This window comes from Sphingobium sp. LSP13-1-1.1 (genome assembly GCF_040676415.1).
Lineage (GTDB): Bacteria > Pseudomonadota > Alphaproteobacteria > Sphingomonadales > Sphingomonadaceae > Sphingobium.
Map to the genome: position 1 here is coordinate 388,580 of NZ_JBEGHU010000001.1, position 18,987 is coordinate 407,566.

General features: G+C 64.6%; 21 protein-coding genes. 3 read left to right on the forward strand and 18 right to left on the reverse strand.

The annotated features are described in order from the left end of the window. Nucleotides 1-78: 78 nt before the first annotated feature. The 4 genes from MRBLSP13_RS01635 to MRBLSP13_RS01650 form a co-directional block, all read right to left on the reverse strand. Entirely contained in the window at nucleotides 79-846 is a 768-nt protein-coding gene (locus tag MRBLSP13_RS01635) for an SDR family NAD(P)-dependent oxidoreductase (RefSeq protein WP_363736299.1), read from the reverse strand. A gap of 95 nt (nucleotides 847-941) precedes the next feature. Further along, nucleotides 942-1,496: a nuclear transport factor 2 family protein gene (locus MRBLSP13_RS01640; protein ID WP_363752238.1), complete on the reverse strand. Its 555-nt coding sequence runs from the start codon at nucleotides 1,494-1,496 to the stop codon at nucleotides 942-944. Continuing rightward, entirely contained in the window at nucleotides 1,493-2,623 is a 1,131-nt protein-coding gene (locus tag MRBLSP13_RS01645; RefSeq protein WP_363752240.1) for an NADH:flavin oxidoreductase, read from the reverse strand. The genes MRBLSP13_RS01640 and MRBLSP13_RS01645 overlap by 4 nt, the downstream gene beginning before the upstream one ends. Nucleotide 2,624: 1 nt before the next feature. Further along, complete coding sequence (locus MRBLSP13_RS01650; protein ID WP_363752242.1) at nucleotides 2,625-3,428, reverse strand: enoyl-CoA hydratase-related protein; 804 nt, start codon at nucleotides 3,426-3,428, stop codon at nucleotides 2,625-2,627. A 184-nt stretch (nucleotides 3,429-3,612) separates the two neighbouring features. On the opposite strand from MRBLSP13_RS01650, the gene MRBLSP13_RS01655 reads away from it, so the two are divergent. Then, nucleotides 3,613-4,842 carry a CaiB/BaiF CoA transferase family protein gene (locus MRBLSP13_RS01655; RefSeq protein ID WP_363752244.1) on the forward strand — a complete coding sequence of 410 codons (1,230 nt, stop codon included), beginning with the start codon at nucleotides 3,613-3,615 and terminating at the stop codon, nucleotides 4,840-4,842. Nucleotides 4,843-4,901: 59 nt separating this feature from the next. Here the strand turns inward: MRBLSP13_RS01655 and MRBLSP13_RS01660 are convergent, their stop codons facing one another. Together MRBLSP13_RS01660 and MRBLSP13_RS01665 are read right to left on the reverse strand one after the other, a co-directional pair. Further along, nucleotides 4,902-6,068 (reverse strand): sulfotransferase family protein, encoded by a 1,167-nt coding sequence (locus MRBLSP13_RS01660; protein WP_363736304.1) that lies wholly within the window; start codon nucleotides 6,066-6,068, stop codon nucleotides 4,902-4,904. After that, nucleotides 6,068-7,081, reverse strand: a complete 1,014-nt coding sequence (locus MRBLSP13_RS01665; protein WP_363752246.1) for an alcohol dehydrogenase catalytic domain-containing protein — start codon at nucleotides 7,079-7,081, stop codon at nucleotides 6,068-6,070. The genes MRBLSP13_RS01660 and MRBLSP13_RS01665 overlap by 1 nt, the downstream gene beginning before the upstream one ends. A gap of 263 nt (nucleotides 7,082-7,344) precedes the next feature. On the opposite strand from MRBLSP13_RS01665, the gene MRBLSP13_RS01670 reads away from it, so the two are divergent. After that, nucleotides 7,345-7,665, forward strand: a complete 321-nt coding sequence (locus tag MRBLSP13_RS01670) for a 2Fe-2S iron-sulfur cluster-binding protein (RefSeq protein WP_133651347.1) — start codon at nucleotides 7,345-7,347, stop codon at nucleotides 7,663-7,665. 2 nt (nucleotides 7,666-7,667) lie between these two features. Here the strand turns inward: MRBLSP13_RS01670 and MRBLSP13_RS01675 are convergent, their stop codons facing one another. The 8 genes from MRBLSP13_RS01675 to MRBLSP13_RS01710 form a co-directional block, all read right to left on the reverse strand. Then, nucleotides 7,668-8,468 (reverse strand): TIM barrel protein, encoded by an 801-nt coding sequence (locus MRBLSP13_RS01675; protein ID WP_363752249.1) that lies wholly within the window; start codon nucleotides 8,466-8,468, stop codon nucleotides 7,668-7,670. Between the two features lie 7 nt (nucleotides 8,469-8,475). Beyond that, nucleotides 8,476-9,588: a CaiB/BaiF CoA transferase family protein gene (locus MRBLSP13_RS01680; protein ID WP_363752251.1), complete on the reverse strand. Its 1,113-nt coding sequence runs from the start codon at nucleotides 9,586-9,588 to the stop codon at nucleotides 8,476-8,478. Further along, nucleotides 9,585-11,066, reverse strand: a complete 1,482-nt coding sequence (locus tag MRBLSP13_RS01685; RefSeq protein ID WP_363752253.1) for an AMP-binding protein — start codon at nucleotides 11,064-11,066, stop codon at nucleotides 9,585-9,587. The genes MRBLSP13_RS01680 and MRBLSP13_RS01685 overlap by 4 nt, the downstream gene beginning before the upstream one ends. Continuing rightward, entirely contained in the window at nucleotides 11,063-12,163 is a 1,101-nt protein-coding gene (locus MRBLSP13_RS01690) for a hypothetical protein (RefSeq protein ID WP_363736312.1), read from the reverse strand. Before MRBLSP13_RS01690 ends, MRBLSP13_RS01685 begins: the two co-directional genes overlap by 4 nt. Next, the gene (locus tag MRBLSP13_RS01695; RefSeq protein ID WP_363752256.1) at nucleotides 12,081-12,638 is read right to left on the reverse strand and encodes a UGSC family (seleno)protein; all 558 of its coding nucleotides are present in this window, start codon (nucleotides 12,636-12,638) and stop codon (nucleotides 12,081-12,083) included. Before MRBLSP13_RS01695 ends, MRBLSP13_RS01690 begins: the two co-directional genes overlap by 83 nt. Nucleotides 12,639-12,733: 95 nt before the next feature. Beyond that, nucleotides 12,734-13,498: an SDR family NAD(P)-dependent oxidoreductase gene (locus tag MRBLSP13_RS01700; RefSeq protein WP_363752259.1), complete on the reverse strand. Its 765-nt coding sequence runs from the start codon at nucleotides 13,496-13,498 to the stop codon at nucleotides 12,734-12,736. Between the two features lie 18 nt (nucleotides 13,499-13,516). Next, the gene (locus MRBLSP13_RS01705) at nucleotides 13,517-14,443 is read right to left on the reverse strand and encodes an SDR family NAD(P)-dependent oxidoreductase (protein WP_363736316.1); all 927 of its coding nucleotides are present in this window, start codon (nucleotides 14,441-14,443) and stop codon (nucleotides 13,517-13,519) included. A gap of 111 nt (nucleotides 14,444-14,554) precedes the next feature. After that, a complete protein-coding gene (locus MRBLSP13_RS01710; RefSeq protein WP_363736319.1) occupies nucleotides 14,555-15,256 on the reverse strand; it encodes a GntR family transcriptional regulator in 702 nt (233 codons plus the stop codon). 180 nt (nucleotides 15,257-15,436) lie between these two features. On the opposite strand from MRBLSP13_RS01710, the gene MRBLSP13_RS01715 reads away from it, so the two are divergent. Continuing rightward, on the forward strand, nucleotides 15,437-15,712 hold the full coding sequence (locus MRBLSP13_RS01715) for a hypothetical protein (RefSeq protein ID WP_133651354.1): 276 nt from the start codon (nucleotides 15,437-15,439) through the stop codon (nucleotides 15,710-15,712). Between the two features lie 120 nt (nucleotides 15,713-15,832). Here MRBLSP13_RS01715 and MRBLSP13_RS01720 read toward each other — a convergent pair whose 3' ends face one another. The 4 genes from MRBLSP13_RS01720 to MRBLSP13_RS01735 form a co-directional block, all read right to left on the reverse strand. Then, nucleotides 15,833-16,615, reverse strand: coding sequence for an SDR family NAD(P)-dependent oxidoreductase (locus MRBLSP13_RS01720; RefSeq protein ID WP_363752262.1), 783 nt, complete (start codon nucleotides 16,613-16,615; stop codon nucleotides 15,833-15,835). Nucleotides 16,616-16,631: 16 nt separating this feature from the next. After that, nucleotides 16,632-17,483, reverse strand: a complete 852-nt coding sequence (locus MRBLSP13_RS01725) for an SDR family NAD(P)-dependent oxidoreductase (protein ID WP_363752265.1) — start codon at nucleotides 17,481-17,483, stop codon at nucleotides 16,632-16,634. 11 nt (nucleotides 17,484-17,494) lie between these two features. Further along, nucleotides 17,495-18,322 carry an SDR family NAD(P)-dependent oxidoreductase gene (locus tag MRBLSP13_RS01730; RefSeq protein ID WP_363752268.1) on the reverse strand — a complete coding sequence of 276 codons (828 nt, stop codon included), beginning with the start codon at nucleotides 18,320-18,322 and terminating at the stop codon, nucleotides 17,495-17,497. Nucleotides 18,323-18,453: 131 nt separating this feature from the next. Beyond that, a complete protein-coding gene (locus tag MRBLSP13_RS01735) occupies nucleotides 18,454-18,960 on the reverse strand; it encodes a VOC family protein (protein WP_363752271.1) in 507 nt (168 codons plus the stop codon). Between the last annotated feature and the right edge of the window lie 27 nt (nucleotides 18,961-18,987).

Sequence of the window (18,987 nt, forward strand, 5' to 3'; positions counted from 1 at the left end):
CGCTTCATGCGGCCCGCACACGACCGCGTCCCGGCCGCGTCCCTGCCGTTGGGCGAGCCGCAGGGCGCAGGGCCCGGCTCAGCTTCCGTGCTTGCGGCCGCCCGACACCTCTATCCCGCGCCCGGTGATCATGCTGGCCTCGTCGCTGGAGAGGAACAGCACCGCGTTGGCGATCTCGCGCGGCGCAACGGCGCGGCGGATCACCTGATTTTCACCGGCGATCTCAGCCTGTTCCTCGGCCGTGAACATGGATGCGATCTGCGGCGTGGCGGTCAATCCCGGCAATACGCTGTTCACCCGGATATTGTCATCGGCATAGGCGCAGCTCGCATGATGGCTGAGATGGATGACGCCCGCCTTCGCCGCTGCATAGGAACAGGGCGCGGATGGCGTGTAGAGCCGCGCGGCCATGGAAGCGGTGTTGACGATCGTGCCGCCGCCATTGGCCCTCATCACCGGAATCTCGTATTTCATCGCCAGGAAGGTGCTGGTCAGGGAAATGCTGATCGTCCAGTTCCAATCCTCCAGGCTCATATCCTCGATGCTGCCGGGACGCGCCATGCCGATATTGTTGAAGGCGTGGACGATGGGACCATGCGCCTCGTTCGCCGCCGCGATCGCTGCCTTGACCGAGGCTTCGTCCGTGGCATCGGTGGCGACGAAAAGCGCCGTACCGCCATGGGCCCGAATGGCATCGCGCACCGCCTCACCCTTGGCCGGGTCAAGCTCGGCAATCATGACCTTCGCGCCTTCCTCCGCAAAGGCATGGGCCGTCGCCTCGCCAATACCCGATCCGGCGCCGGTGATGAAAACCGATCGCCCCTCGAAACGCCGCCTGTCGCCCATCCTCGCTCTCCTGTCTTTCCTGGCCTGTCTATCTTGGCCCGTCTGTTTCAGCCTGCCCGTTTGGCCCCTGCTGACCTGTCTGCTTGATCCATCCGTCAATGCGCCGGCTGGTCGGTCAGGCGGCTGATGTCCTGCCCGTCCATATCCGCCCAGAAGGACGCCCAGCTCTCGAAATCCTGCGGGAGATCGGGTGGATTGTCATGGCTGGCCCAACCCGTGAAGGGCGCCGCCGGCCGCTCCTGCCAGTCCGCAGAATACCAGTGTTTTTCCCGGCGGCGGACGAAAAGCCATTCGCCGTCGCGTCGTTCATAACTGTCGAAATAGGCGATCGCCATGACCACCCATTTGCCCTCATCCTCATGCTCGGCCCGGCAATAGACCACGCCACGCGCATGATCGGCATCGTCGAACTCGATCCGGTGCCCGCAAATCTGGTGAACCGAGCGATAGAATGTCCTGACGGCGGGCGTAATGATCGATTTCAGGACATCGCGTCCATTGCCGCGCCGCCCGCAATGCACGTCGGGAATGAACAGATTGACCCAGCCATCCATGTCGCGGCTGTCCACCGCGATCGCATAGCGTATCGGAAGCTGCTGGATCGCCGCCAGCGATTCCAGCCGGTCGATCCGCGCTTCCAGGTCATTCATGCCAATCGCTCCAGATTGGCGGGGTCGAACGGCAGGAAGGGTTCGTCCCGCTTCGCCTTGCCGAACCAGTCGGGATCGTTGAGGAGCGCCCGGCCGACGCCCACCAGGTCGAACTCGCCCTTTTCGAACCGTTCGATCAGCAGCGGCAGGTTGTTCACCGACTGCTGGCTGGCATCGATATGCTGCGCCTTGCCCCTCGCCTTGTCCAGCGCCACGCCGCCGACGGTCATCGATGCCTTGCCGGTCAGCTTCCTGGCCCAGCCCGCGAGGTTGAGCGGCGATCCTTCGAACGTCGGCGTGTCGAAATAACGCTGGCTGGCATCGAACAGATCGACGCCCGCGTCCGCCAGCGGCCCGAGCAATGCACCAAGGCCGTCAGGCGTGCCCGCAAGCACGGCGCGATAATCCTGCATCTTGAACTGGGAGAAGCGCAGGACGATCGGCATGTCCTCTCCGATCTCCGCGCGGATCGCCTTCACCACCGCCACGCCGAAGGCCGCCCGCTCGCCCCACTGGTCTTCGCGCCGGTTGGTGTAGTCCCACAGGAAACTGTCGATCAGATAGCCGTGTGCGCCATGGATCGCGATGCCGTCGACGCCCAGCGCCACTGCATTGCGCGCTGCCCGGCGGTAGGCGGCGATGACGTCGGCAATATCGCTTTCGCTCATCGGCGGGACAGGGGACAGGCTCTCCACCCGTCCTTCCTCGCGGAAGGAGATCACGCCGTCCGGCGGCCCCCACAGTCCCGACGGCCGCATCGGATTGCCGGTTCCGGTGCCGGCATATTCGACATTCCACATCGGCCCCTGATGCCAGAGCTGGGGGATGATGCGCCCGCCCGCATCATGCACGGCTTCCACCACCCTGCGCCAGCCGGCCAGAACCTCGACACCGTCGATGCGCGGTATGTCGGGATGATCGACCGCGGCATAATGGGGCAATGCCACGCCTTCGGTCAGGATCGCGCCCAGTCCCGTCGCGGCGCGGCGGCCATAATAGTTCGCCACCTCCTCCGTCGGCACGCCGAGCGGCGAGCGATAGCGGGTCATCGGCGCCATCACCACGCGGTTGGGCAGCGTCAGGCCGCGCAGCGTGAGGGGGCGGAGCAGGGGATCGATGAGGCTCATCTCACTGTCCCTTGAACAGCGGCCTGCGCTTTTCGATGAAGGCGGTCCGCTTTTCGGCGGAGTCGGCCGTCGACTGGCTCATGAAGATGGCGCGGTTCTCCATCTCGATGGCGGCTTCCAGCCCAGGCGCATCGACATTGAACTGGAGCGAGCTCTTGGTAAGGGCGATGCCGATCGGGCTGTTGACCATCACCGCCTCGGCCAGCTTGAGCGCCTCCTCCATCAGGGCATCATCGTCGACGCAGCGCAGGATGAGGCCGATGCGCTCGGCTTCCTCCGCCATGACGGGACGGCCGGTCAGCATCAGCTCTGCGGCGCGTTGAAGGCCGACGAGGCGCGGAAGCAGGTAGGAAAAGCCCATTTCATGCCCGGTTCCCGCATTGTGGAAGGCATTGACGAACTTGGCGGAGCGCGCCGCGATGGTCATGTCGGCGGCGATCGCGATCGGATAGCCGGCACCGGCCATGACCCCGTTCACCGCGCAGATCACAGGTTGCGGCAGGGCGCGCATCAGGACCGGGATCTGCCCCAGCTTCGCCATGACGCGTTGCTGGAACTGCGCCTTGCCCAGCCCTTCGGCCACCCATTCGGGCTTGCCCGCACCCCTGATGTCGTGGCCCGCGCAGAAACCGCGCCCCGCGCCGGTCAGAATGACCACCCGCACATCATGGTCGTAGCGCACGCCCTCCAGATGGTCGATCAGCTCCGCATACATGGTGTAGGTCAGCGAATTGAGGGCATCGGGCCGGTTCAGCGTCAGTCTGCAGACGCCCTCGACCGGCATGTCGCGCAAGATGTCGCCCATCTGACTCCCGTCCTTTTCTTTCATTCCGTCCGGCTGTGGACCATAGTCGACCAAAACACGAGGGCTGCGGAACCCCCGATGGCCTTCTTTGGAAAGCATATCATGGTTGTGAACAGGCATGGTCCGATCTTGTCATCATACCCTCAGGTGGCATGGGAAAATGCTATTTTCAGCAAGGTGATCCATGGCCAGACTGCCCCTTGAAAAGATCCGCGTGCTTGACCTGACCCGCGTTCTGGCGGGGCCGTTCGGGTCGCAGGTCCTGGCCGACATGGGCGCGGACGTGATCAAGATCGAACGCCCCGTCGTGGGCGACGATGCCCGCATTTTCGGCGAACCCTATCTGCGCGATGCGCAGGGGAAGCCGACGCGGGAAAATGCCTTCTACATGTCCGTCAACCGCAACAAGCGATCGGTCGCCCTCAACATCGCCAGCGCGAAGGGGCAGGAACTGATCCGCGAACTCGTCAAGTCCTGCGACGTGGTGATGGAGAATTACAAGGTCGGCGATCTCAAGCGCTATGGTCTCGACTATGAAAGCCTGAAGGCCGTCAATCCCCGCATCATCTACTGCTCCGTCACCGGATATGGCCAGGACGGGCCGCTGGCGGGAAAGCCCGGCTATGACGCGGTGTTCCAGGGCGAGTGCGGCCTCATGAGCGTCACCGGCGTGCCGGAGGGCAAGCCGGGCGCCGGACCGATGAAGGTCGGCCCCAGCATCATCGACCTGTTCACCGGGCTGAACGTCGCCAATGCCATATTGGCGGCCCTGTATCATCGCGACGCCGCCGGCGGCGAGGGCCAGTATATCGACATCGCCCTGCTGGATTGCGGCGTGTCGGCGCTGTCGCATTATGCGCAGATCTACCTCACTTCGGGCGAGGTGCCGGTGCGCCGGGGCACGCAGGGCAATGGCGGCATGCCGACCAGCATGTTCCCGTGCAGCGACGGCGCCATCATGATCACGTCGGGCAACGACAAGCAGTATCTCGCGCTGTGCGACGCGGTCGGTCATCCCGAACTGAAGGACGATCCCCGTTTCTACACCAATGTCGAACGGGTGAAGAACCGGGACGAAATCACCGAGGTGTTCAACGCGATCTTCCAGACGAACAGCGTCGATTACTGGTTGGAGAAGCTGGGCGCGGCCGGCATTCCCAGCGGGCCGATCAATGATCTGGAGCAGGTGTTCGATTATCCGCAGGCCGTCCATCGGGGATTGCGCGTGCGCGTGCCGCATCCGCTGAAGCCCGATCTCGACGTGATCCGCAGTCCGCTCAATTTTTCCGAAACGCCGATCACCGACTATCGCGCCCCGCCGATGCTGGGGGAACATACGCGGGAGGTGCTGGCGCAGGAACTGGGGCTGGACGCGGCCGCGATCGACGGGCTTGCCGACGACGGGATCATCTGAAAACCCGCCGGAACGACGGCGCAGCGACCGGCCCATCAAGCGGTCGCTGCGCGCGCCCTTCAGATATAGCCGCGCCGCGATCGATAGGCGGCGAACCGTTCCTCCAGCCCCGCGCGGGTCAGGCCGAAATCCTCCGGGCTGTGCTTGGGCCCGGTGCCGGGCCTGTGGGGATGCGCATCGAGCCAGGCCTGCATCGCACCTTCGGTTTCGGCCGTCAGCGTCAGGCCGAGGCGATCATAGATGGATCGGATCGTGGTCATCTGGTCACGCGTGAAGTCGCGAAACTCGACATCGATGAAAGTGGCGTCGCTTTTCGCCCGCACCGCTTCGGCACGTTCCAGCGCCTGCGCCCACATCTCCGCCTCCCGCCGTCCGACATCGGCGCGGTTCGCCTTGTCGCCGCAAAAAGCCCTGCGCGCCGAGAAGATGAGGTTGCTGACGGAGGGCGTCGAATCCACCGGGTCACGGTGGGTCTGGATGATCTTCGCGTCCGGAAAGACGTTCAGCACCTCCTGCAGGGAAAAGAGATCCGTGGGATTCTTGAGCAGCCACCGGCGATCGTCCCCCGCACCGATCAGGCGCAGCACGTCGGCAAGCCAGCGATAGCTGTCGGTGTCGTCCCGGCCCCGGTACCAGCGGTCGTAATTCGGCACGTCCCACATGGACGGCCACATGTTGCTGGCGAAGCTGGAGCCCAGGATGAACAAGGATTCCTCGATCCCTTCCGCCGTCATCATATGGTCGTCGGCCGATTCCGGCGACGCCTCCAGATAGGCGTCGAGCGACGCCTTTTCGGTCCGGTATTCGGCAATCGCGTCCCAGCTATCCCGCGGCGGGCGGGGCATGGGGTAGACAGTCAGCCAATGTTCCGGTCCCTGGAATTGCGGATCGAGCGACATCAGCAGGTGCAGCGCGGTCGTGCCCGAACGGACCAGGCCGGCGATGATGATCGGTTCCCTGATCGGCGTCTCCAGCACCTCCGGCCGCGCCTTCAGCCCCTTGACGGCCAAGGCGCGGGTATCGAGCGACTGACCGATGCGCCATGCGGTCGCCTGCACGCAGGCAGGTTCCAGATCGAGCGCGCGGATGTCGGACAGCAGCAGGTCCAGCCCTTCCCGGAAAGCAGGGTCGCCAAAGTCGCTGAGGCCGGTGCGGGCCGTCGAGCCAGCCAGCAGGGCATCGAGGGTCAGTTGCGGCTGGTCCTGCAAAACGGCTTCGCTGCTCATCAGGCGACGCTCCACGGATCGACGTGAATCTTGGTCTCGTTGGCGCCCGCCCGCAATTGTTCGAACAGGTCGGGAAAGGCGTCCAGGCCCACCGTCCTCGACACCATCAGGCGCGGTTCGACATGCCCGGTGTCCAGTGCATTGGCGCTATGTTCGAATTCGCGCAGGTCATAGGCGAAGGAGAATTTGATCGTGACCTGCTTCCATGTGGCGAGCGAAGGCAGGATCGGATCGGGCGAGGAGCAGAAGCCCAGCGACACGACTGTGCCGCCGGGGGCGACCAGCTCTACCGCCTTCTGCGTCATGCCGACCGCGCCGACGCATTCCAGCACGATGTCGGGCATGCCGCCCAGCGCAGCGGAGACGCGTTCCATTTCGCCCTCGCCCAGTGCCTCGAAACTGTTGGCGCCCATCTGGATCGCCAGATCGGCGCGTCGCGCGGAACGGGAAATGGCCACGATCTTCCCCGCGCCCAGCAGGCGCGCCCAGTAGATGACGGCAAGGCCGATCGATCCGGCACCCAGCACCGCGACCTTCGCCCCTGGCTGCATCTGCGCCAGCCGCACGCCGCGCAGGCCGACGGCCAGAGGCTCGATCAGCGCGCCATCGGCGGGCGTCAGGGTTTCGGGCAACAACACCGAACTCGCGGCGGCGATCCGCATATATTCGCCGAAACCGCCGACAAGGCCCTGCATCTGCGCACAGGCCATCGGATAGCCGGCAAGGCAGGGCGGACAACGGCCGCAGCCGGCGACCGGCATCGCGGTGACGAATTGTCCGACCTTCAGCCTTTCGACGCCCTTGCCCAGGGCGACGACCTCGCCGCAATATTCATGGCCGATGACGCTGTTGACGGGGAAATCATTGCCCTTGCCGGATGTCATGCTCAGATCCGTGCCGCAGACGCCGCAACGCGTCACCTTGATGACCGCCTCGCCCTCGCCGGGTTCGGGATCCGCCACGGTTTCGACGACTAACGGCGTACCAGCGCCCTTGAATATCGCTGCCCGCATCGCTCTCTCCCAAAATCTTGTGCTACGTGGTTATAGATACTCACGGGTATCTAAATTGACAAGCTATCGGCTTTGAAAATGTCGGCCTCCGGCCGAACCTGCCCGCAGCGGCAAGGCTGGCGCAAGAGCGCGCCGGAGGGATCGCAGACATGATGCCGGACGCCGATTCTTTCCGATGGCGCCAGCCTGGCTTAACGCCCTAAAACAAGGGGACCGCGCGTTTCACCACGCCGGTCATGTGTCCAAGGCCTGGGGAAATCATCATGGTCCATGTCACCTTCATCACCCCCTCCGGCGTCGTCACCACGCTGGACGGCGATGTCGGCCAGTCGGTCATGGACATCGGCAAGCGCGCGGGCGTCGAGAATATCATCGGCGAATGCGGCGGCAGCGCGGCCTGCGCGACCTGCCATGTCCATGTCGATCCGGCATGGATCGACATGGTGGGGCCGCCGTCGCAGGATGAATGGGACATGCTGGATTTCGCGCATGGAAAGCGCGAGGATTCGCGGCTTTCCTGCCAGATCCGTCTGCGCCCCGCACTGGATGGCCTGATCGTGCATACGCCCGAACGGCAGGGTTGAAGTCACCCGATCGCTTTCAGTGCGGCGATGGCGGCGGCTTCTCCCTCGACGCCCTTCACCTTTGGCATAAATTCCGCCTCGACCAGGCCGGTCCAGCCAATCCGGCGCAGCGCCGCCATGATCGGCGCAAATTCGATGACGCCCGCGCCGGGCTGAACGCGGCCGGGCATGTCGGCGATCTGTACCGCGGCAAGGATGTCCGCATGCGCCAGGATCATCGCCGCCATGTCCTCCCCGCTACAATGGCAATGGCAACTGTCGAGGATCAGCCCCACGCCTGCCGATCGGGCCATGGCGGCTACCGCGTCCACATGCTCCACCAGCACCTGCGGCACGCGTGCCCGGCTCGCCACCTCGACCGCCAGCGCGACGCCGCGTTCCCGTGCCAGCGTCGCGGCGCTCGCGAAATTCTCGGTCGCTCGCGCCAATTGCTCCGCCTGGGGCGCACCGCAATCCAGCAGGATCATGTTGATGCAGCCGCCGCCGATGCGCTCCGCCGCGGCCAGGCCGGGGGCCATTGCCGCTTCCATGTCCGCAGTGGTCGCTCCCCAAAAAAAGGGCGGCTCCAGCCCTAGCGGATTATGGGTGAAACTGCCCATCGCCATTCCATGATCGCGCAGCGCCATACCCATGGCCTGCTGCACCATCGGCGGGCGCAGCTTCAGTCCATTGTCGGTGATGCCGGCGAAACCCAGTCGCGCGGCGCATTCGATCTGCGCAACCGGATCGATCGACCCGGCCGTCGCCGCAAGCAAGGGCGCCGCGGGATCGACTATGCCCAGATGCGCCGCCAGCCGGATCAACGCGCCCTCACCTTTCGACCCAGCGCTTCAGCACCGGCTCGACATCGGTGTGCAGCGGCGGGTTCACCTCACCGATCCGCCCCGGCGTTTCCGACAGGCGCGGCGCAGGCGCGGCGAGCGCCAGATCGCCCAAGGCATCGTCCGAAACATGAACCAGGCTGGCGCGGGCGCGCACATGGGGGTCAGCCAGCATATCATCCAGGCTGTTGACGGGCGTCACGGGGATGCGCCGGGTGACAAGTTGCTCGACCAGCGCGGACTGCGGCACGGTGGCGATCCAGGCCGCCACCTGCGCGTCGGGGTCGGTGTCGTCTCCCGCTCCACCCGCCCCCTCGCCCGCCGCCAGCGCCACCAGGTCCGCGGCATGGCGTGCGGTGCTGGCGGAGATCGCGACATATCGCCGATCGGCAGTCCGATAGACGTTGCGCAGCACGCCCGGCAGGCGCGACCCCGTCCGTTCGGGCGACCGGCCCGGCTCCCATCTTTGCGCCGCATGGGCGACGATCTGGAGGATCGGTTCATAGAGGCTGGCGTCCACCTGCTGCCCCCGTCCGTCGCGGTCGCGCCAGTACAATGCGGACAGGGTTCCGATCACGGCGCTCATCGCGCCCACGGCATCGCCCAGCGCGACCGACGGCAGCATCGGCGCGCCGTCGGCTGCCCCCATCAGTTCCGTCAGGCCGCCAAAGCCTTCGCCGATCGTGCCCGAACCGGGACGGCCCGCATAGGGGCCGGTTCCCCCGAAGCAGGACAGGGAAAGCATGACGAGGCGCGGGTTGATGGCCGAGAGGACATCCCAGCCGATGCCGCGTCTGGCCAGCACGTCGGCGGGGTAATTTTCAACCACCACATCGGCATGTTCGACCAGCGATTTGAGCCGCGCAATTCCTTCGGCCGAACGCAGGTCCATTGCAACACAGCGCTTCCCGCGCGCGACGAGCGGCCACATCTTGCTGTTGCGGAACAGATCGCCTTCCGGCGGCTCGATCTTCAGGACGTCGGCACCGAAATCCGCCATGATCGTCGCCGCCAGCGGCGCGGCATAGAGCGACGCCATGTCGATGACCTTCAATCCCGCCAGCGCGCCGGGCGGGATGGCGCTGCTCCCCTGTCCGCTCATCCCTTGATGCTCTCCCCTGATGCGTCGGCGAGGAAATTGTCCCGCAGCCGCCGTTTCATGATCTTGCCCGTCTCTTCCCGGGGCAGGACATCGCTTATGACGACATGCCGTGGAACCTTGTATCCCGCGATCCGCGCACGCAGAAACGCCTTCAACTCGTCGGGCTTCACCCCGTCTTCAGCCTCGACATACGCCACCAGCGCCTCGCCAAATTCGGGATCGGGAATCCCGAACACGGCACAGTCGGCCACGCCGGGATGTTCCAGCAGGGCGGCCTCGACTTCCGCCGGGTAGATGTTGACGCCGCCGGAAATCACCATGTCGACGCGGCGGTCGCAGAGGAAGAGATAGCCCTCTTCATCCAGCCATCCCATGTCGCCGCATGTGATGAGCCCGTCATATTCCACGGCGGCGCGCTTTTCGGGATCGCCGTGAAAGGTGAAGTCAGGCGTGCCGTGGATACGCAGATAGATGTCGCCCGTCTGCCCCGGTCCTGCCCACTGGCCGTCTCCGCCGCGAATACGAACCTCCCCGGTCAGCACGGGTCGTCCGACACTGCCGGGCTTTGCCAACCACTCCTCCGGGCTGATCTTCGTGACGACGCCGGTCTCCGTCGATCCATAGGTCTCGTAGAGCACAGGACCCCACCATTTCAGCATCGCGCGCTTCACCTCCGGCGCGCAGGGGGCACCGGAATGGACGACATGTCGAAGGGTGGAAAGATCATATCGTGTCCGCGCCTCCGGGGGCAGGCGCAGCAGCCTTACGAACAGGGTCGGCACCAGCGCGCTATGGGTGACGCGATGCTTCTCGATGAGGCGCAGGCACTCCTCCGGATCAAATCGCTCCATCACGACCACCGTGCCGCCCGCGCCGAAGGTCGCCATCAGGATCGCCTGACTGAAGAGATGATAAAGCGGCCCGGTAACCAGCGCGACATTTCCCGGGGCCGTATCATGGATGATCGAGAGGACGCGCGCGCGCTGCGCCGATTCCTCGCCCGTCGCGGGCAGGCGCCGGACCGCCTTGGGTTTGCCGGTGGTGCCCGAGGTGTAGACCATCGAGGAACCGAGACCATTGCCATTGCCGGCATGGGGTTCGTGCGCGCCGATCCAGTCGTCATAATCCGGCCAATTGCCCTTCCCGCCCACGGCGATGACGGGCAGGTGGTCCGGAATCTCGTTCCTTATCCCTTCCAGCAGATCGGCATGTCCGATCAGCAGCCGGGGCGTGGCGTCGCGCAGCACATAGCCGATCTCCGCCCCGTGCCAGTGCCAGTTGATCGGCACGCCATAGGCATCCAGCCTGCGAACGGCGAGATTGGCCTCCAGCACGGCAAAATCATTGCGCAGCAGCAGCGCGACCGCGTCACCCGCGACCACCCCTGCCGCCGCCATGGCGCTTGCCAACCGCGCTGCCCTGTCAAGCAATTCGGCCCGCCCGCGAACGCGATCGCCGATGACGACGTCACCGATCATGCAGACGCGACCGGACGCGTAACGGTAAGGCAGGTGCCCCAACTGTGCAGCATCGCCGCGTGCAGGCCGCCCTCCCCTCCCGCGACCATCACCAGCACGTCATCGGGACTGGACACCAGATGAACGCGCCCGTCGGGCTTGATCCGGCCGAGATTGCCGATGGGGTCGCGATATTCGGGCCGAAACCAGTCGATGGGCAATGCGCATTTGTCCCAGATATAGGCCTGCACATCCTCCATCCGGGGATAGGCCCGCGCGATCACCTCTGCCCAGATCGGGTTGATCACGCACAGCGTTTCGGCGAAGGCGGAGGAAGGCAGGAAGCCGTTGGCGCCGGGATAGGCCATGGACTTGGCGATCATGTCCAGGAAGCCGTCGGCGCTGTTCGCCACGACATCGCAGATATTGGCCGTGCCCATCGCGCCATAGGCGGTGACGGCATCCCCCTGAACCCCGCGCCGTTCCGCCAGCGGCGCCCAGGGGGACCGTTCCTCCCATTCGCCGAAGAGGATGCCGGCAACCCGCCCCGGCGTGCCGTAGACGCTTTGCGACGTGGCGCCGATCAACTGGCCCGCCACATTGCGCATGATCAGACGAATGGCCCGGCCGATGGCCACTGCGGGTCCGGCGACTCCACCCAGGCAGCCGGCCTGGCAGGGAATGTCCAGCCGGTTGCGGATCTGGCCGTTGACGATCAGCGCCGGCACCACCGACCCGGTGGTGGCGTTGAGGCCCGCAAGATCGAATTTCGGGTCCGCCATGGCTTCGATCGCGGCGCACAAGAGCGGCATGGACTCGCCCGTACAGCCCGCCATGACGGCGTTGATCGCGATCTTTTCCACCGTGCATTCGGCGCGCAGCGGCGGCAGCACGGCAATCAGCTCGTCTGGAAATCGCCCGCCTGCGATCAGGAAATCCTGCACCCGCGCCTGCGTCGGCGGGATCAGCGGCAGCCCGTCGCCCCACCCCTGCGCCATGGCGAAATTGTTGAAGGCGACAATATCGTCGTCGACCTCATGCCGCCGACTGCTCAGCCAGTCCGCTTCGCACCCCGAAATCCCGCAGGAACGATCGATAGTGGTTTCTTGCAATGTCATGGACCTGCTCTTTCGGAAGGATATCGAGAGGATAGGGAAGGATGTGAAGGCGCAGACCCGATCGTCCGCCGCGCTTCGCCAGATTCCTGGCCAGACCTTCGAAATGGGCGGTGGCCACCGCGATGGTCGGTATTCCGGTGGCGGCCGCCGTCAGCGCGTCAGCGATGGTCCAGCTTGTGCAGGACCCGCAATTGCCCAGGCCGACAATGGCCATGTCGCTCTGCGCCAGCAACGCCTGATATTCACGGTCGGCCTGTTCGCCTTCCTCGCCGGTGCGGCCGCAGCTTCGCCAGAAGGTCACCTCCGCGCCTTCGGTGCGCAGCCTTTCGGCCCATATTTCACTGACCCAGTCCCAACTGCGCCACAGCATGTCGATGCGGATCGCGATCTTCCTGCCTTGAAGATCGCCCGCAGGGGGACCGGGATCGGCAATATCGTGGACCAGCGATGCGGTAGGATCGAGAATAATCGTCATGGGAACACCTCCAGCACTTATTTGCATGTTGCATGCAAAATATCAAGCCTGTTGATGATATATGTCAGGACGAGGCTGGTGCCGTGCCCCTCCGGTCAGCGGTCATAGAAGGCACGCCCTCCGTCCACGTGCAGTGTGCGGCTGGTGATGTAGCCGGCATTCTCGCTTGCCAGAAAGACGATGAGGCCGCCGACATCCTGCTCCCCCTCGCCCATTCGGCGCATCGGGATCATCGATAGCTGATGTTCGCGCTCGGCCTCGCTCAGGCTTTGCCACCAGCTGTCGAACAGCGGCGTCGCAACCATGGGGCAAACGGTATTGACCGTGATTCCATATTGGCCCCAGCCTGTAGCCGCAGTCTTGGTAAGCCCCCGGACGCCCTCCTTGGCGATCGCATAGGCGCCCACTTCCGGCAGGCCCATGGTCGCCCCGCCAGAGCCGAAATTCACGATCCGGCCGCCCCGCGCCTTCATCGTGGGGAAGCACGCCTGCATCATGTAAAGCGAGCCGTGGATCGCCGACCGCAGGACGAGGTCGAGATTGGCGTCATCCACATCCTCGATCGGCCGGTTGTCGGTCGATACGGCGTTGTTCACCAACAGCCAGATGGGGCCGAGTTCCGCCTGGGCGCGCGCCACGGTGGCGTCGACCTGCGCGCGGTCGGTGACGTCGCACGGCGCGACCATCGCGCGCCCACCGGCCGCCTCGATCTGCGCCCGCGTGCGTTCCAGCGTCTCAACCGTCCGTCCCACCAAGACGACGGCCGCTCCCGCCTTGGCGACTGCAAGCGCGATGCCCACGCCCATGCCCGATCCACTGCCGGTGATGAGCGCGACCTTTCCTTTGAGCGGTCCTTCCATATCTTGTCCTCCTGCTGTTCAGAACAGCCCCGCCCTGCCGCCCGTCCAGGGAATGTGGGCGAAATAGCGCTCTGTCTGCGCCCACAGGGTGGGGATGATGGTGGGTTGGCTCAGGTCGCGGATCAGGTCGATATTCGCGGCGATGCTCTCCGGCGTGATCGCCGGATCGAACAGACCGTCATTGTCGAAGATGGCCAGCCGCGCGACGCGCCCTCCCCCGACGTTGAAGACTTCGCCGCTGAAATCCAGTTCCTCGCTGCTCAGATAGGCGATCAGCGCCGATACCTTTTCCGGCTGGAAATGGGTTCGGTACCAGAGCGCCAGATCCTCATGCGATGTTTCCGTCAGGCGGGAGGCGCCGGTCGGGAAGACTCCGTTCACCAGGATATTATGCGGTCGCCCGTCAAAGGCGGCGTCATGGGTCAGCCCCAGCAACCCGGCCTTGCCCGCCGCATATGGGCCCAAATGCCCCGCCCCCAGCACCGCCGATGACATGACATTGACGATCCGGCCGAAACCCTGATCGCGCATCAGCGGCCAGACACGCCGCAACAGCATGTAGGGTCCGATGAAATTGGTCCGCAAAACACCTTCGATCTCTTCATCGGCGAAGGCATCGGGTTCGCCGATCAACGATCCCCCGGCATTGTTGACCAATATGTCGATACGGCCGAAAGCATCCAGCGCGTGCTGGACAATGTCCCTCGCGGATTCGCCCGTGCCGACCATGGCGGCATCCGCCTCCGCCTCGCCCCCTGCCGCACGGATCTCTTCCACCACCGACTGCGCATGGGAAATGCTGCCCGGAGTCAGGGTCGATTGCGCGCCGCCATAGTCGTTCACCAGCACCTTTGCTCCGCGCGCGGCGAGCAGGAGCGCATGGGTCCGTCCCATTCCCCGTCCGGCGCCGGTGACAATCGCGACGCGTCCATCCAGTCGAATCATCCCCGGTTCCTCCTGTCAGTCGCATCAGTATACATGCAACATGCAGAGGATCGACTGGCCCGGCGCATGGGCGTTCAAGCATCGCCTATGCGGTGAACACGCTGTGGACCGTTATTCAGCCTGTCCGGCTGACCGTTGCTGGAAAGTGCGCGTTCGCTCGATATGGGCGCGCATGTGGCGTTCGGCAGCGTCGGGATTGCCTGCCTCTATGGCATCGATGATCGCCTTGTGATCACGCAATACCGCACGGCCGCTCCATCCCCGCGCACGCGACAGACGGCTGTTGAGAACCCGCAACTGCTGATCGATCTGCACCAGTTGACGCGCCAGACGCCCATTGCACGCCCCCTCGCGGATCATGCCGTGAAAGGCAGCGTCCAGTTCGACATGGCCGGCCAGATCATTTTGCGCGACCACCGCCTCATGCTGCGCGAACAGCGCCTTGAGTTTGGCGATGCCATCCGCATCCATGCGCTCGGCTGCGCGGCGCACCGTGACGATCTCCAGCCCTTCGCGAATATCCAGCAGGTCGAGAATGTCGCGGGTACCGCCCGCGATCACGGCGACGCCGGCGCTCGCCCGCGGCTCCACCAGCCCCTCCCGTTCCAGGGCGATCAGCCCTTCCCGCGCCGGGGTCCGGCTGACGCCAAGCCGCTTGGCGATTTCCGGCACGCTAAGATGCGTGCCGGGAGCGAGGGCGCCCGACAGGATCGCGCTGCGAAGTCGATCAGCCACCATTTCCGTCAGGGCTTCCGGCCGGGCCAGGGGTTCAAGCTGTCCCGACGCATCGGCATGTCGCTGTTCATTATGCATGCAGGTTCCATGCTCTGAAACCCGACGAAATTCAATGCCGACATCGCCGCCCAGCCCGCCGCTGCAAGGCCGGCCAGCAGCATCGTTCATATAGGTGATCGCTTGGCGGCAACCGCGCTTTGATTTTGTTCCCGCCCGAACAACATGATAGCGGCCCGCCAGATCAGTTATGAGGCATATATGAAATATCTTTTCTCGCTTGCGGCCGCCCTTTCCCTTTCCTCCGTCGCGATCGCGCAGGAGGCTCCCGCCATCAAGACGCGCACCATGGTCAAGACCGCCGATGGCGTCCGCGTCGGATTCATCGACCGGATCATCCAGAATGGCGAAGGCGCGCCGGCATCGGTTCAGATCATCTACAGGGGCCGCTTCGTCTCCATCCCGGCCGCGACCCTGTCCGCAGGCGACAAGGGGCTGGTCACAAGCCTGACGGCTGAGGATCTCAAGAAGCTCTGACACCACGCGCTACCGCATTGGCGCAGGCGATCGGCCACGGCCGGCCGCCTGTCGTGGATCAGAGGAAGGGGCGGGACGGCCTCGCCCAGCTGTTCGCGGCCATGCTGGTCAAGCCCTTCGTCACCGCTCCGCGCCGGGTTCGAAGATCGCGGCCGTCAGATGCTGTCCGCCATCGGCCAGCACGCGGTGGCCCAGAATGAAGCAGGCTTCGTCCGACACCAGGAACATCGCCGCGCCGCCAACATCCTCCACCGGATCGGCGAGGCGCGGCATCGCCGTATTGGCGATCAGCGTCTCGATGCTTCTGCCCTTCTTCGCCCGATACTCCGCAAAGACCCCGATATCGGGCACTGCCGCCTGCAGGAAATTGACGAGTATGCCGTCCTTTCCCCATTCGACGCCCGCCGACCGGCTGAGCCCGGTCAGCGCGAAATCCATGGTGACGGCATCCGTCACGCCCTCGTTCGCCGTCGGACCATAGATCGACCCCAGATTGACGATGCGTCCGGTGCCTGCCGCCTTCATATGAGGATAGGCGGCCTGCATCATGTTGAGCGCGCTGAGCAGCACGTCGTTGAACGCCGCCGTGAAGTCCGGCGCCGCCTGCCTGTCTGCCAGCCGGTCCCACTTCAGAGCCGCGTGGGCGCCGTTCAGCACTATGTCGATCCGGCCATGCGCCTGCACCACGGCATCGGCCAGCGCCCGCGCGGCGGCTGGATCGGCAAGGTCCGCGCTGCGCGCTTCCGCATCCGGGATGGCGCGCGCAGCCGCCTGCGCGGCGTCCTGATCGCGGTCCACCAGCACAACCTTCGCACCTTCCCGGGCGAAGCGGCGGGCAATGCCCTGGGTCAATTCATTGGCCGCGCCCGTGACGATCGCGACCTGCCCTTCGATCAATCCCATCCTGTCCTCCCCGCGCTCAAACCGTCAGTTCGACGGCGGTCTGGCTATGGCCCTTGTGGATATCCGTGCCCTCCTCATGCATCTGGAGCGGCGCGGTCGCCCATACGCCGCCGTCGACGCAGAAGACCTGTCCGGTGATGAAGCGGCCATTGTCGCTGCAAAGACCCAGCACCGCGCCGGCAATGTCGACCTCGCAATCGCCCATGCGACGCATCGGGAACTGCCGCACGCTCGCTTCGGCCATTTCCCGGTTCTGGTCGGCCCAACTCTTGTAGGCCCAGCTATCGCCCGCCGGCGTGATGCAGTTGGCCGTGATATTGTCCTTGCCAAACTCCCGCGCGGCGCTGCGCGTCAGCGCCTCATTGGCAGACTTGGTGATGTTGTAGTCGCTGGCATAGGGTTGTCCCCAGATATTCCAGTGGCTGGAAAAATAGATCAGCCTCCCGCCGCCCACCTTGCGCATGTGCGGAACCGCCGCACGACTGGTCCAGAGCGACTGGTAGAAACCAGTCATCAGCGTCATCGTATAGTCAGCATCCGGCTTGTTCTCTATCGATCGGACCGGCGCGATCCCCTGAGCATTGTTGACGACGATGTCCAGTCGGCCGAACTGTTCGGCCGCATTGTTCACCAGATCTTCCATCTGCTGCCGATTGCCGACATCGGCGGCGACGAAGCGGGCCCGATCCGCCGCGCCGGGGATGCTGGCGATCAGCGCCTCATTCTCCCGGTTATTCTCCGGGCTGCGCGAGCAATAGACCACCGCAGCCCCCTCCTTGAGGAAGCGCAGGACGATGCCCTGCCCTATGCCCTTGGTCCCGCCGGTGACCACCGCCACCTTGCCGTTCAGCCGTCCATGCGTCTGCATCCCGTCTCTCCTCACGCTGTCTCGACCAGCGGCTTGCCCGCCGCCATGCGCCACATATCCGCGACCACCGGCAGGTGGATGGTCTGTCCGCCGTCGACCGCCAGCAACTGACCCGTGATGTAGCGGGCCGCGTCCGACAGCAGGAACAGCGCCGCCTGCGCTATATCGTCCGGCTGACCCAGATAAGGCAGTACATTATTGTCCAGGGTCATCTGAAAGAACTGATCGCCCATGTTCCGCGTCGTGGGCGTATCGATGAAGCCGGGCGCTATGGTGTTGCAGCGGATGCCGCGCCTGCCATAGGCGGTGGCGATCGATTGGCTGAGGCTGTGCACCGCCGCCTTCGACGCCGCATAGGCGGGGACGGTGCCCAGCGACAATATGCCGGCGGTCGACGAGATATTGACGATCGCGCCACCGCCGCGCTTCAGCATCTGGGGTATGCAATATTTGGCGGCCAGCATCGGGCCGCGCAGATTGATCTCCAGCGCCCGGTTCCAGATTGCGGCATCCATCTCGTGGATTTCGCCGTCCGCGCCGGTCTGTTCGGGTGCATTGTAGGACACGGTGTTGTCGAGCAGGTCGACGCCGCCGAAATGTGCGACGGTCGCTTCGATCGCCGCCCGCACCTGGCCCTCTTCCCGCATGTCGGCGCGCAATGCCAGCGCCCGCCCGCCCGATGCCGCTATGGCATCCGCCGCCGCGCCCGCATTGCTTTCGTCCAGATCGGCGATCATCACGGCCGCACCTTGCGCCGCGAGCAGTTCCGCCGTCGCCCGGCCGATCCCCGATGCGCCGCCCGTGACGACAGCCACCTTGCCCGCCAATATCGGCTGCACGACTCTCTCCTTGTATATGTTTCGCCAAGTTTATTATATTTTCAGCGAATACAGTCAATATGCCAATTATTCGTGCAAATATTCGTATTCATTTCAGAGATGTTCGCGCATCTAAGGAACGATCGTTCTTATCACCCCGTCATGTTACGCGGCACGGCGCCAAAGAAGGCCTTTCCGCCCTCGTCCAGGCGGATAAATTCTGACCAGACTCCCAGATCGCGGCGTGTGTCCGCGTAAATATAGTCGAGAGCGCCCGGCATCGAGCCGGCCATGGGCACATCATAACCCATGTCCCCAAGGCGATCGAGCATCGCCTGATGATCGTCGATCAGATATCCGAAATGGTGCAGCCGGATCGGCCCGGCGACGGGAGGAAGATGATCGTCATAGATCGTCTTCTGCATGGGATCGGGCTCGATGATCTCCGTCATCACATTGTCGATCCAGGCGAGCGCTATGCGTCGGGTGGGCGCTGGCCGGCCGTCGATCGCCGGAGGATCGTTCACCATGAATTCGACCGCGCCGAACCTGTCGCGGAACGCCGCGACGGCCGCCTCCACATCGCGGGTTACATAGCCGAACTGGAAGAAGCCCTTGAAGAAGTTCTGCACCCATGCCTCCATATCCGATGTCGCCATCGAATTTAAAGGTACGCGTAAGAACCT